This is a genomic window from Streptococcus merionis DSM 19192, from assembly GCF_000380085.1.
Classification (GTDB): Bacteria; Bacillota; Bacilli; order Lactobacillales; family Streptococcaceae; genus Streptococcus; species Streptococcus merionis.
Genome location: NZ_KB904538.1, coordinates 161,473 through 173,916, shown reverse-complemented (window position 1 = coordinate 173,916; position 12,444 = coordinate 161,473). Strand labels below are relative to the sequence as shown.

Genomic DNA, 12,444 nt, shown 5'->3' with positions numbered 1-12,444 from the left:
CTTCTTTTTCGATAGTCCTATTTTAAAAGAAGTTTGTGAAAAATGCAATTTAAAGAGCTTAGAAATAAGATGAGGAGAGGGAAAGGCGAATAAGCCAACAAAAAACCGGCTCTATAATTTCTGTAGTGGGTAACTCCCCAATCAGAGATTATGGAGCCTCTTTGTGTATGAAAAAAGTCCCATAAGACTTATAATGAAAAGCGACCAAACCATCATTAGAAAGAATCATATGGAACTCCTTAATAATACCACAGATCTCATCGGATTGGAAGACCCAAATCTCAAAATCACTTTTGTCTTAAAGCACAACACACACATCGAGATTAAGGCTAAGCTGGACTACAAGCCTGGTTTGTGTCCACGTTGTCAGGGACAGATGGCCAAGTATGACTTCCAAAAAGCCTCTAAAATTCCACTGTTGGATATCCAAGGTATGCCTACGCTGCTCAGACTCAAGAAACGTCGCTTTCGCTGTAGAGACTGTGGGAAAATGGCGGTCTCTGAAACACCTCTTGTGGACAAAAACTGCCAAATTTCTCTTCCTGTCAGACAAAAGATTGCCCAACGTCTCATTGAGAACACCGCCATGAAAGACATCGCAAGAGACCTTTCTGTCTCAACCTCAACCGTTATTCGAAAGCTCAAGGAGTTCACTTTCAAGCCTGATTTTTCTTCCCTGCCTGAGGTACTATCTTGGGATGAATTTAGCTTCAAGAAGGGTAGAATGAGCTTCGTAGCTCAGGATTATCACACGAGACAGCTTATCACAATTCTGGACGGTAGAACTCAGGCAATCATCCGAAACTACTTCCTCCGATACCCTAGAAAGGTTCGGGCTAGCGTAAAATGGATTACTATGGACATGTTTGCGCCTTACTCTGACCTAGCCAGAAAACTATTTCCTAATGCTCAGATCGTTCTGGACCGCTTCCACATCGTGCAGCACTTCAGCCGTGCCATGAACAGAACCCGCATTCAAATCATGAATGAGATGGACCGTAAGCAGCTACCTTACAAGGCCATCAAGCGTTACTGGAAACTGATTCAACAGGATAGCCGTAAGCTCAACCACAAGCGGTTTTACAGACCAACCTTTCGTGCTCACTTGACCAATCAGGAAATCATTGAGAAACTCCTGAGTTACTCCGATGAACTGAAGGAGTACTACAACCTTTACCAGCTCTTGCTTTTTCACTTCCAGGAGAAACGCTCTGACCTCTTCTTTGACCTCATTAACGAGACCCTTGAGGCCGTCAATCCCATATTCCAGTCAGTTTTCAAGACATTTATAAAAGTGAAAACTAAGATAATCAATGCCTTTGAACAGCCTTATTCCAACGCCAAACTGGAAGCCACCAACGACCTTATCAAGGTTATCAAGCGAAATGCCTTTGGTTTTAGGAACTTTGAGCACTTCAAAACACGCATTTGTATCGCCCTGAACATCAAAATAGAGAGAACCAATCTGATTCTCTCTAGAAGCTAACTTTATAGCTGCTTTTCTTCAACCCACTACAATTGACAAGGAGCCAAAAAACCTCTAGGAAGTAGCCTGTGCAGCGCCTAGAGGTTAAAGGATACTCTTCAAAAATCAAATTTAAACATCGTCAGTTTCGCCTTGAGGCTGGGCTAAAAGTCCAATCTCACCTCTCATCGTTTGCGTAAACATCTCAGCGCAGCGGTTGTTGGCTATGCCAACTTAGTCTTACCCCTGCACAGGTCATTAGGCGCTTTAGCGCCAATGAACTACTGCTGATTGGCGGATTTGTTCGTGTTTGACACTCCAAATCTGGCCTAATCAACTGTTGTGCGGGGGTGGGAAAACGAACTCTTTTTGATTGCTCGCTCGAATTCTTTCTCACTCCTCTTCGGCCAGTTTCCTAGTTTGTTTTTTGATTTTTATGGAGTACGAGTTAAAGATAAGCACTTAAGTCTCGGGTCTGCATGTCACGATAAAGATCACCAATCTGACCAGAATAGTGAATGTCTTGCTCGTTAATAGTGACTTTGTTGACTTTAAGATAATCTGGAACGGTTAAGCAGCCAGCAAAAGCTCGGAAAAAATCTTCTAAAGAGTCATAGTTCAGGACACGCTCTTGCTTGTAACTATCGATATAAGTGATTTCTACCATAAAAAGACCTCATTTCTCAATTTTGTTAAAGATGTCGCGCTCCACAAGACTATCCATGAGGAAGAAGAATTTTTGTTGGATAACAGAATTCGCATCTGGCTTAAAAATGTCAACTAAGCGTAAGCCAGACTTATCAGTGATATTAAGTTTAAAGCCGGTCAGATCTTTATTGATAACGATTTTTAAAAGGAAGCCTTCGCCAGAGTTAGGAATTTCTTCCAAAAGACGTGTCAATTCGTAGTTTCCTAACTTATTTTGAAGGAAAGTATTGTCAACAAGGGTATATTTTTTGATTTTGGGATCGATTTCGTAACTAAAAGGGCAATTTTTTAAATCTATTTTGCTTGTAAAAGCCATGGTTATTCTCCTAAAAGTGTGATTAAGGTGGTTGCGAGTGTATCAATATCGTCTATCGTGTTGTACTTAGAAAAGCTGATGCGGACACTTTCTTTGAGTAGCGAAGATTGTGTACCGTACAAGGCTTCTAAAACATGGCTTGGCTCGATATTGCCAGCAGTACAAGCAGAACCGCTTGAGATGGAAATGCCAGTCAAATCCAAACGCATGAGTAGTTGCTCATTGAGCTGGCCTGGAAAAGCAATATTAAGAACATAAGGAAGGTTATCCTGTTCTTGATTAATGAACAGATCCACAGAAGCTAACTTTTCAAGTAGTCTTTGCCGCAGGTGCTGAACATGGTTTAAGTTGCTTTCCCAGTAGGCTAGGCTTTCTTCAAGGGCAGTGGCCATGGCCGCGATACTAGCCAGATTCTCAGTACTGGCCCGACGTTTGTCTTCTTGATTGCCACCTAGCAGAAGTCGGTGGAGACGATTGGTATTGGTGTAAAGAAAGCCAACGCCTTTGGGACCGTGAAACTTGTGGCCAGAGGCACTGAGCAAATCAATTCCAAGTTCCTCAGGATGAATAGGGAATTTTCCTACGGTCTGCACGGCATCAACATGGAAAACAGCCTGATGTTGCGAAAGAGCCTGTCCAATGTCAGCAATCGGTAACAGATAGCCAGTTTCATTATTGGCATACATCGCTGAGACTAGAATAGTATCTGGCCGTAGGGCGTCTCTAAACTGCTGCGCTGTATAACGGCTGGAAACAGGTTTTAAATAAGTTACTTCAAAACCGTGTTCTCTCTCTAACATTTCTAGCGGATGAAGCACAGAGTGGTGCTCAATAGCGGTTGTCACGATGTGCTTACCCTTGTCTTGGTTTGCAAGAGCGTAGCCTATCAGGGCGAGATTATTGGCTTCTGTACCACCGGATGTCAAAATAATCCGATTGGGTGATGTTAAAAGGGCTGTAGCAACAGTCTGGCGTGCTTGTCTCAAGACTTGACTGGCCTTGCGCCCATGACTATGGAGACTAGAGGGATTTCCATAAGTAGTCTGTGAAACAGACAGGAGTGTTTGGAGGGCTGCATCGGACATTGGTGTCGTCGCAGCATTATCGAGATAAATCATTCAGATTCCTTAGTGTTGGCCTTTTTAGCTTTCTGGTAGGCAAAAAGTGGGCTTACTGGTTTGCGTTCGTGAATACGGATTAAAGCATCCGCAATCAACTCACTTGCTGAGAGGTACTTAATGTTGATAGGAGTCTCTTCTTTAGTAGCTACCGAGTCTGTAACAACGATTTCTTTGATTGGAGAAGCGTTGAGTTTTTCGGCAGCTTCATTGGCAAAGAGGCCATGGCTAGCAAAGGCATAGATGTCAGTAGCCCCTTCTTTTTGAAGAGTTTTGGATGCTTCGCTGAAGGTAACGCCTGTGTTGAGAATATCGTCAATGAGTAGAGCTGTTTTGCCCTCAACTTCACCGATAATATAACCTTTCTGACGACCGGCATCATCTTCTTCGTGGTCGATAATAGCGATTGGAGAGTCGAGATACTCTGCTAAAGAACGTGCGCGTTTAATACCAGAGTTTTTAGGACTAACGACCACGACATCAGAACCCTTGAGACCAAGGCTGACGCAGTACTCTGCAAAAAGGGGAATCGTATAGAGGTTATCAACTGGAATGTCAAAGAAACCTTGAATCTGAGCCGCGTGCAAGTCAAGGGTCAGGACACGGTTAACACCAGCCTTTACCAGCATGTTGGCAACTAACTTAGCTGTAATTGGCTCACGGGAACGTGCCACGCGATCTTGGCGTGCGTAACCAAAATAAGGCATAACAATGTTAATGGAGTTAGCTGAAGCACGCCGACAAGCGTCAATCATAATCAAGAGCTCCATCAAGTGGTTGTTAACAGGAAAGCTGGTGGATTGGATAATATAAACATCAATCCCACGAACAGTTTCCTCGATGTTAATCTGAATTTCACCATCAGAAAACTGGCGCGATGACATTTTTCCAAGAGGAATTCCAGTCTCTTCTGAGATTTTCTCGGCTAGTCCTCGGTTTGAATTGAGAGCAAACAGCTTGATTTGCTTGTCATGATAGCTCTTTGACATTAGAATTAGACTCCTTTAGACTTGGTTACTATCATTTTATCAAAAAAAGCCGAAAAATTCAGCTTTCAATCCTGTTTTTAGAAGTCTTTGATACAGGGGAGTGTTTTTCGTAATCATGATAGCTTTTGGAGAGCTGAGCGCAGGCTCATTGCTACTAGTTTGGAGAAGTAAGACTGGGATAAAAAGCAATTTGACGCAATGGCGATTTTGTCTTTCTCTCTGAGTCTAAGAATAGGGAGGGATGTTAGAGCTGATTCCTAACAATAAAGAATGGAAAATTAGCCTTGAATGAACATATGAATCTTGATGCTAAGAAAGCATCAAGGAAGTTCGTTTTTTAGGGTTGATACGAAGCGTGCGACCTTTGATTTGGCATATTTAAAGCGGATATTTTCCTGTGCTAAAAAGTGATCAAAATCCTTTTGCCCTTGTTTTGAATCAGTCACCTCAAGCTCTAATTCGTAGTCAACGATTCCTGAGTAATGGTTTTCATCAAGAGCCATCAGCCCAATCGGGAGACGCGCCTCTCTTCGATGCGTTGTTAAATCGCCGACTTTTTGAATATTATCCAGACGAAATCCATCTTGTTGAAGCAATTGGGTAACTTTATTTTCCTCCAGTCGGTTAGTGGCAATCATACGCTTAGCGTCTTCTAAAGTCAGGTCTAAATTGTGTTCAATATTACCCACTGTCTGAGGGATTTTGAGGGTTAATTCAGCTCGGTTTGAAAGGGTTCGGATGCGAAGCGAGAGCTTAGCCTTTCGGAGAGCAAAATCTGCTGTATCAAAATAATGATTGGTTTGACTAACCACAGGGATATCGGAAAATTTAGCAGTTAGTTGGTCAAATTCCTCTCTGCTGAGTAGGGTCTTATATTCGATTTCAATTTGTTGCATGGCCTTTTCCCCTTTTTATGGTATAATATCTAGAGGATATTTTATCTCAAAATGTGGAAAATAACAAGGCAGGAGACTAGCATGAACTGGGAAGAATTTTTAGATCCTTATATTCAGGCAGTTGGTGAATTAAAGATTAAACTGCGGGGTATTCGCAAGCAGTATCGCAAGCAAAATCGCCATTCTCCTATCGAATTTGTCACAGGTCGAGTGAAATCAGTCGAGAGCATTCAGGAGAAGATGGCTCTTCGTGGTATTAAACTTGAAAATATCGCTCAAGAAGTGCAAGACATTGCTGGAGTGCGTGTCATGGTTCAGTTTGTTGATGATGTGGCTGAGGTTTTGGAATTGATTCACCAGCGCAAGGACATGCGTGTGGTTCACGAGCGAGATTATATTAACTACAAAAAAGCGAGTGGCTACCGCAGTTACCATGTGATCGTGGAGTACCCTGTGGAGACTATTGATGGCACCCAAAATATCTTGGCGGAGATTCAAATCAGAACCTTGGCTATGAACTTCTGGGCAACGATTGAGCATTCTTTGAATTACAAGTATAAGGGAGAATTTCCAGATGAAATTAAGCAACGCTTAGAAATCACTGCTCGGATTTCAAATCAGTTGGATGAGGAGATGGGCAAGATTAGAGATGACATTCAAGAAGCCCAGTTGCTTTTTGATCCAGTTCATCGAAAGTTGAGCGATGGCGTAGGAAATAGTGACGATACAGATGAAGATTATAAATAAAAAGCGGATTGCCCTTATGGCAAGCCGAAATCCTAAGAGCGAAGCGGTCTATAGCCAGCTTTTTAATGCCCTGCGTGATGCGGGCTTTATCCTTAGCAGTAAACAACCTGACATTGTCATCTCCATCGGGGGAGATGGCATGCTTTTGTCTGCTTTTCACAAGTACGAGCACCTGCTAGATACGGTGCGATTTGTCGGCGTTCACACGGGACATTTGGGGTTTTATACTGATTATCGTGATTTTGAGATTGATAAGCTAGTTGAAAATCTCAAGATGGACAGGGGAGCGAAAATTTCTTACCCTGTCCTTCGAATCGTTTTGCAGCTTAAAAATGGTGACAAATTCACCTATCGTGCGCTCAATGAAGCTACAGTTAAACGCCTGTCTAAAACCATGGTGGCAGACGTTATGATTAATCAAGTGCATTTTGAGCAGTTCAGGGGAGATGGTTTGTCAGTGTCTACGCCGACGGGTTCCACTGCCTATAATAAATCTCTGGGTGGAGCGGTTTTACATCCGACGATTGAAGCCTTGCAGTTGGCCGAAATTGCCAGTCTAAACAACCGTGTCTACCGAACATTGGGGTCATCTGTCGTTGTTCCTAAAAAGGATAAGATTGCAATTATTCCTATGCACAATGACCGTTACAGTTTATCTGTGGACAACAAAACCTATGTTTACGACAGTATTGAAGCTGTAGGGTTTTATCTGGATAATACGAAGATTAATTTTGTAGCGACTCCGAGCCATACCAGCTTTTGGGAGCGGGTTAAGGATGCCTTTATCGGGGACGTAGACGTATGAGGTTTGAATTTATCGCAGACGACCATGTCAAGGTCAAAACCTTTCTCAAAAAGCACGATGTGTCAAAGGCGCTTTTAGCCAAGATCAAATTTTCTGGGGGAAATATTTTGGTCAACGACCAGCCCCAGAATGCTATTTACCTTCTAGATATTGGGGATAAAGTCACCATTGATATTCCAGCTGAGCCAGCGTTTGAAAACCTGCAGGCGGTCTCAAGACCACTGCAGATTCTTTATGAAGACCAACATTTCCTAGTCATCGAAAAGCCAGCAGGTGTTGCTTCAATTCCAAGCGTCTTGCATTCTAATACCATGGCAAACTTTGTCAAGGCCTATTATGTGGAGAACAATTACGAAAACCAGCAGGTGCATATCGTAACCAGATTAGATAAGGATACGAGCGGTCTCATGCTTTTTGCCAAACACGGTTACGCGCATGCGAGATTGGACAAGCAACTGCAACAAAAGACGATTAAGAAAAAATATTTTGCCTTGGTTAAGGGAGAGTCTCTCTTACCCGATCAGGGGGATATTATCGCGCCTATTGCTCGGCCAGATGATTCTATTATTACGCGCCATGTCCACAAGTCAGGCAAGTATGCGCACACCTCATATGAGACAGTGGCTAGCTATGGAGACGGTATTCATCTAGTCGATATTCACCTCTTGACAGGTAGAACGCACCAGATTCGGGTGCATTTTAGCCATATTGGATTTCCGCTTTTAGGGGACGACTTGTACGGTGGCAGTCTTGGTGATGGCATTGATCGTCAGGCGCTTCATTGTCATCGATTAGAATTTTTCCATCCATTTAAGGAAGAAATGATTGTCCTAGAAAGTGAGTTACCACAAGATTTTCAGGCTGTGGTAACACATTTGGAGAAAAAAAGAGTATAATAAAGTATCAGTAATTTTTAAAAGGAGTTTCTCATGCAAATTTTTAATAACATGAAGTCACGTTTGATCAATCAAGATGTGAAAATTGTTTTTCCTGAAGGGGAAGAACCACGCATTCTCCAAGCTGTTAAAAACTTGGTCAAGGAAAAATTGGTTGTTCCAGTTATCCTTGGAAATGAAAACAAGATCTCAGCTTATCTTGAAATCGAAGGTGTGACCTCAGGTTTTGAAATCATTGACCCAACAACTTATAATATTGACGAAATGGTAGCGGCCTTGGTAGCTCGTCGTCAAGGTAAGGTTGATGAAGCGCAGGCGCGTGAGTTACTGAAAGATGTGAACTATTTTGGTGTGATGTTGGTCTATATGGGCTACGCTAAGGGAATGGTTTCTGGTGCGATTCACTCAACCGCAGATACTGTGCGCCCAGCCCTTCAAATCATCAAAACTAAACCAGGCGTTTCTCGGACATCTGGTGCTTTCTTGATGGTGCGTGAGTCAGATCATACCCGTTATATGTTTGGGGATTGTGCCATTAACATTCATCCAGATGCTCAAACTCTGGCAGAAATCGCTGTTGAAACAGCCAACACTGCAAATCTTTTTGGCATTGACCCACGTGTGGCTATGCTGAGCTTCTCGACTAAAGGGAGTGGGGCTAGTCCAGACGTTGACCGTGTTGCAGAAGCGACTAACATCGCTAAAACCTTGCGTCCTGACTTAGCTTTGGACGGTGAGTTGCAGTTTGATTCTGCTATTGATATGGCTGTAGCTGATATTAAGGCACCAAACAGCCCAGTTGCTGGTAAAGCGACTGTCTTTATCTTCCCAGAAATTCAATCTGGTAACATTGGATACAAGATTGCGGAACGTTTAGGTGGCTTCTCAGCTGTTGGACCGATCCTTCAAGGTCTTAACAGCCCAGTAAATGACCTGTCTCGCGGCTGTAACGCAGATGATGTGTATAAATTGACCATTATCACAGCAACCCAAGCATTGGATACTGTCAACTAATGAAAGCATTGTTGGTCTATTTCAAGGATTATGTCAAGGAAGCTTTTTTAGGTCCCTTGTTCAAACTCCTCGAAGCTTTGTTCGAGCTTTTAGTTCCCTTGTTGATCGCAAGAATTGTAGACCAGATTATCCCTAGCAAGAACCAAGGCGACTTGGTTTTTGTTATAGTCTGGCTCTTTATTCTAGCTTGTTTGGGTGTTTTAGTGGCGATTACGGCCCAATATTTCTCGGCTAAGGCAGCGGTTCGCTACACACAAGGTTTGACAGATGATCTTTTTGCCAAAGTCATGCGTCTGCCGCAAGACGAACGGGATCGTCTGGGGCATTCGTCGCTTGTTACTCGTCTTTCTTCAGATACCTTTCAAATTCAAACAGGTATCAATATGTTTTTGCGCCTCTTTTTACGGGCACCGATTATTATTGTTGGGGTCATTGTCATGGCCTATGTGCTGAACCCACAAGTCAGTTTGATTTTCGTCATTATGGTAGGGATCTTATTTGCGCTAGTCTTTGGAGTTGCTAGAATCACTGCACCAGCTTATCAGGGCTTACGTCAGCAATTGGATCGAATCGTCGCCCTAACTCAGGAGCAGTTATCGGGCATGCGCGTTGTCAGAGCGTTTTCCCAAACAGAGCGTGAAGCGTCAGCTTTTGCTGCGGAAAACAAAAGGTATCAGAAAAAACAAATCACCGTTGGCCACTGGGCTGCCTTTCTGACACCTTTGACCTATCTGGTCGTTAATCTCAGCCTTCTTGTTCTTTTGTGGCGTGGAAATCAGCTCGTCTCAATGAGCCTGCTCAGTCAAGGATCGCTCATCGCTTTGGTCAATTACCTTTTGCAAATCTTGACGGAGCTACTAAAAGTGGCTATGTTAACGACTAATCTCAACCAATCGTTTATCTCAGCTCAGCGCGTTCTAGCTGTTTTTGAAGCACCGGAAGAAGACATTTTGGCATCATTGCCACAAGTGACAGCTGCTGCTAATAAGGCTATTTTGCTAGACCATGCTACCTTTCAATACCCAAGCGCTAGCGAGCCAGCCCTTTCAGATGTGACGCTTTCTCTGGAAAGCGGACAAATTTTGGGTGTGATTGGTGGAACTGGCTCTGGGAAATCCACTCTAGTTCAGCTCTTATCTGGATTACGTCAAATTTCTGCTGGAAGGATAGCGCTCTTTTGTGAGGGGCGAAGTCCAGAAAATCTAACTACTTGGCGAGAATGGACGGCCGTTGTGCCCCAAAAGGCTCAACTTTTCAGAGGGACTGTGCGCGAGAATTTATTATTAGGCATGACTAGAGAGGTCTCGGATGACGAACTTTGGCTTGCGTTAGAACATGCTCAAGCAGCAGATTTTGTCCATGCTAAGGAAGGGGGGCTGAATGCGGCAGTTGATAGTTTTGGGCGTAACTTCTCAGGTGGTCAACGGCAACGCTTAACCATGGCTAGAGCGCTTCTTAAACAATCTCCGTTTCTGATTTTAGATGATGCAACCTCAGCCCTGGATTATTTGACAGAGGCCAAGTTGTTTAAGACTATTACTGAGGAATATCAGGATGTTACTTTAGTATTAGTGTCGCAACGGACACGCAGTTTGGCTATTGCAGACAAGATTTTGGTGCTTGATAAGGGAAGACAGGTCGGACTGGGCAGACATGACGAACTTTTAGACAACTGTCCGATTTATCGAGATATTCATCTTTCTCAGAATCAGGAGGAGGTTAGCGATGAAAACTAAAACCCCCTCTTCTAGTCTTGCAAGGTTAAGTCAGCGTTTTCGAGGCCAAGGTGCTTTGCTGATGTTGGCGTTGATAGGCACAGTCGTTCAAGTTTCCTTAACCGTCTATCTTCCAGTCCTGATTGGCCAAGCAATCGATACTGTTGTTAGGCCAAATAGCAATCAACTCTTAAGCTCAATCCTTGTGCGCATGGTTTTGGTCATTGGACTCAATACAGCTATCCAATGGCTTAATCCTATCCTTTTTAACCGTCTTATCTATCAAGTAGTGGCCAAGCTGCGAGAAGACGTCCTCTTTAAACTGCACCATTTACCCCTTTCTTATATCGATAGACAGTCAATTGGTGACTTGGTCAGTCGCGTCACAACTGATAGTGAGCAATTGACAAACGGCCTTCTGATGATTTTTAATCAATTTTTCTTAGGTATTTTAACGATTCTTTTAACCATCTTTAGTATGGGACGTCTGGATATGCTGATGTTGCTGTTGGTGATTGGATTGACGCCTTTGTCCTTGTTGATCGCTCGCTTTATTTCCCAAAAAAGCTATCGCCTCTATCAGGAGCAAACGAGAGCACGTGGTCAGCAGACAGAGCTGTTAGAAGAAGTGATTGGCCAGCAGGCCTTGGTGCAGCAGTTTAATGCCCAAGCTCAGAAGATTGACATTTTCCGAAATAGGAATGCTCAGTACAGCGATGCGACTCAAGATGCTATTTTTTACTCATCGACCATTTTCCCAACGACTCGCTTTGTCAATGCCTTGATTTACGCTCTTTTAGCAGGTGTTGGAGCGCTTCGTATCATGAAAGGACAGTTTACTGTTGGCCAGCTAACAACGTTTTTGAACTATGCGACACAGTACACCAAGCCATTTAACGATATTTCGTCCGTTTTTGCTGAATTGCAGAGCGCTTTAGCTTGCGCGGAGCGGTTATTTGCTGTCTTAGATGAGCAGGCTTTATCAGAAGATCACTCCCAGATACTCGACAGCCATGCTGTTCAGGGAGCGATTGACTTTGAAAATGTTCAATTTGGCTATGTTCCAAATCGCATCTTGATTAAGAACCTCAACTTGTCCATTCCAGCAGGAAGCAAAGTGGGTATTGTAGGACCGACAGGTGCTGGAAAATCGACCATGATTAATTTGCTCATGCGATTTTACGAGGTCAATCAGGGACAAATCTTGCTCGATGGTATTCCGATAACGCAATATAGCCGTGAAGATTTCCGCCAGCAAATCGGGATGGTTCTTCAAGAAACGTGGCTGAAGGCAGCAACCATTCATGATAACATTGCCTATGGCCTTCCAAATGCGTCAAGAAAAGCAGTGATTGAAGCTGCCAAAGCTGCTAATGCGGACTTCTTTATTCGTCAATTGCCACAAGGCTACGACACTTATCTAGAAGACGCAGGAGCTAGCCTCTCTCAAGGGCAGGCGCAGCTTCTATCAATAGCACGAGTTTTTCTAAAACAGCCTAAAATTCTGATTTTAGATGAGGCGACCTCCTCAATTGACACACGGACAGAGATGTTGATTCAAAAAGCCTTTCAGAAATTAATGACAGGTAGAACTAGCTTTGTTATTGCCCACCGCTTATCGACGATTGAAGATGCAGATATGATCTTGGTCATGGTGGATGGCGATATTGTAGAATCTGGAAATCATGCCCAATTGATGGCACTTAAAGGTGTTTATCATCAAATGCAAACAGCGCAGGAAACACTGGCCTGATTAAAATACAATGAAAGGAAAG

The 12,444-nt window shown here is 43.3% G+C and carries 12 protein-coding genes; 7 read left to right on the top strand and 5 right to left on the bottom strand.

Features of this window, described 5'->3' with window-relative positions:
• Positions 1-229: 229 nt before the first annotated feature.
• Complete coding sequence (locus A3I5_RS0100815) at positions 230-1,486, top strand: ISL3 family transposase (protein WP_018372713.1); 1,257 nt, start codon at positions 230-232, stop codon at positions 1,484-1,486.
• A gap of 427 nt (positions 1,487-1,913) precedes the next feature.
• On the opposite strand, the gene A3I5_RS0100810 is transcribed toward A3I5_RS0100815, so the two are convergent.
• The 5 genes from A3I5_RS0100810 to A3I5_RS0100790 all read right to left on the bottom strand — a co-directional run bounded on the left by A3I5_RS0100810 (position 1,914) and on the right by A3I5_RS0100790 (position 5,492).
• Positions 1,914-2,132, bottom strand: coding sequence for a DUF4649 family protein (locus tag A3I5_RS0100810; protein ID WP_018372712.1), 219 nt, complete (start codon positions 2,130-2,132; stop codon positions 1,914-1,916).
• A gap of 9 nt (positions 2,133-2,141) precedes the next feature.
• Positions 2,142-2,489 (bottom strand): DUF1831 domain-containing protein, encoded by a 348-nt coding sequence (locus tag A3I5_RS0100805; RefSeq protein WP_018372711.1) that lies wholly within the window; start codon positions 2,487-2,489, stop codon positions 2,142-2,144.
• A 2-nt stretch (positions 2,490-2,491) separates the two neighbouring features.
• Positions 2,492-3,607: a cysteine desulfurase family protein gene (locus tag A3I5_RS0100800; protein WP_018372710.1), complete on the bottom strand. Its 1,116-nt coding sequence runs from the start codon at positions 3,605-3,607 to the stop codon at positions 2,492-2,494.
• Entirely contained in the window at positions 3,604-4,596 is a 993-nt protein-coding gene (locus A3I5_RS0100795) for a ribose-phosphate diphosphokinase (RefSeq protein WP_018372709.1), read from the bottom strand. Before A3I5_RS0100795 ends, A3I5_RS0100800 begins: the two co-directional genes overlap by 4 nt.
• 320 nt (positions 4,597-4,916) lie before the next feature.
• Positions 4,917-5,492 carry a CYTH domain-containing protein gene (locus A3I5_RS0100790; protein WP_018372708.1) on the bottom strand — a complete coding sequence of 192 codons (576 nt, stop codon included), beginning with the start codon at positions 5,490-5,492 and terminating at the stop codon, positions 4,917-4,919.
• Positions 5,493-5,573: 81 nt separating this feature from the next.
• Here A3I5_RS0100790 and yjbM point away from each other — a divergent pair, with 81 nt between their 5' ends.
• From yjbM to A3I5_RS0100760, 6 genes are read left to right on the top strand one after another with little or no spacing between them, the layout of a single operon-like run.
• Positions 5,574-6,239 (top strand): GTP diphosphokinase, encoded by a 666-nt coding sequence (gene yjbM / locus A3I5_RS0100785; protein ID WP_018372707.1) that lies wholly within the window; start codon positions 5,574-5,576, stop codon positions 6,237-6,239.
• Positions 6,223-7,044 carry an NAD kinase gene (locus A3I5_RS0100780; RefSeq protein ID WP_018372706.1) on the top strand — a complete coding sequence of 274 codons (822 nt, stop codon included), beginning with the start codon at positions 6,223-6,225 and terminating at the stop codon, positions 7,042-7,044. Before yjbM ends, A3I5_RS0100780 begins: the two co-directional genes overlap by 17 nt.
• Positions 7,041-7,940: an RluA family pseudouridine synthase gene (locus tag A3I5_RS0100775; RefSeq protein ID WP_018372705.1), complete on the top strand. Its 900-nt coding sequence runs from the start codon at positions 7,041-7,043 to the stop codon at positions 7,938-7,940. The genes A3I5_RS0100780 and A3I5_RS0100775 overlap by 4 nt, the downstream gene beginning before the upstream one ends.
• 33 nt (positions 7,941-7,973) lie before the next feature.
• Complete coding sequence (gene pta / locus A3I5_RS0100770; protein ID WP_018372704.1) at positions 7,974-8,954, top strand: phosphate acetyltransferase; 981 nt, start codon at positions 7,974-7,976, stop codon at positions 8,952-8,954.
• Positions 8,954-10,690 (top strand): ABC transporter ATP-binding protein, encoded by a 1,737-nt coding sequence (locus tag A3I5_RS0100765; RefSeq protein WP_018372703.1) that lies wholly within the window; start codon positions 8,954-8,956, stop codon positions 10,688-10,690. The genes pta and A3I5_RS0100765 overlap by 1 nt, the downstream gene beginning before the upstream one ends.
• Positions 10,680-12,422 (top strand): ABC transporter ATP-binding protein, encoded by a 1,743-nt coding sequence (locus tag A3I5_RS0100760; protein WP_018372702.1) that lies wholly within the window; start codon positions 10,680-10,682, stop codon positions 12,420-12,422. Before A3I5_RS0100765 ends, A3I5_RS0100760 begins: the two co-directional genes overlap by 11 nt.
• The last annotated feature ends 22 nt before the right edge of the window (positions 12,423-12,444 follow it).

What these genes read in the sequence shown, in the direction of transcription:
- A3I5_RS0100815 (WP_018372713.1), top strand. Translation starts at nt 230, where the DNA reads ATGGAACTCCTTAATAATACCACAGATCTCATCGGATTGGAAGACCCA.
- A3I5_RS0100810 (WP_018372712.1), bottom strand. Translation starts at nt 2,132, where the DNA reads ATGGTAGAAATCACTTATATCGATAGTTACAAGCAAGAGCGTGTCCTG.
- A3I5_RS0100805 (WP_018372711.1), bottom strand. Translation starts at nt 2,489, where the DNA reads ATGGCTTTTACAAGCAAAATAGATTTAAAAAATTGCCCTTTTAGTTAC.
- A3I5_RS0100800 (WP_018372710.1), bottom strand. Translation starts at nt 3,607, where the DNA reads ATGATTTATCTCGATAATGCTGCGACGACACCAATGTCCGATGCAGCC.
- A3I5_RS0100795 (WP_018372709.1), bottom strand. Translation starts at nt 4,596, where the DNA reads ATGTCAAAGAGCTATCATGACAAGCAAATCAAGCTGTTTGCTCTCAAT.
- A3I5_RS0100790 (WP_018372708.1), bottom strand. Translation starts at nt 5,492, where the DNA reads ATGCAACAAATTGAAATCGAATATAAGACCCTACTCAGCAGAGAGGAA.
- yjbM (WP_018372707.1), top strand. Translation starts at nt 5,574, where the DNA reads ATGAACTGGGAAGAATTTTTAGATCCTTATATTCAGGCAGTTGGTGAA.
- A3I5_RS0100780 (WP_018372706.1), top strand. Translation starts at nt 6,223, where the DNA reads ATGAAGATTATAAATAAAAAGCGGATTGCCCTTATGGCAAGCCGAAAT.
- A3I5_RS0100775 (WP_018372705.1), top strand. Translation starts at nt 7,041, where the DNA reads ATGAGGTTTGAATTTATCGCAGACGACCATGTCAAGGTCAAAACCTTT.
- pta (WP_018372704.1), top strand. Translation starts at nt 7,974, where the DNA reads ATGCAAATTTTTAATAACATGAAGTCACGTTTGATCAATCAAGATGTG.
- A3I5_RS0100765 (WP_018372703.1), top strand. Translation starts at nt 8,954, where the DNA reads ATGAAAGCATTGTTGGTCTATTTCAAGGATTATGTCAAGGAAGCTTTT.
- A3I5_RS0100760 (WP_018372702.1), top strand. Translation starts at nt 10,680, where the DNA reads ATGAAAACTAAAACCCCCTCTTCTAGTCTTGCAAGGTTAAGTCAGCGT.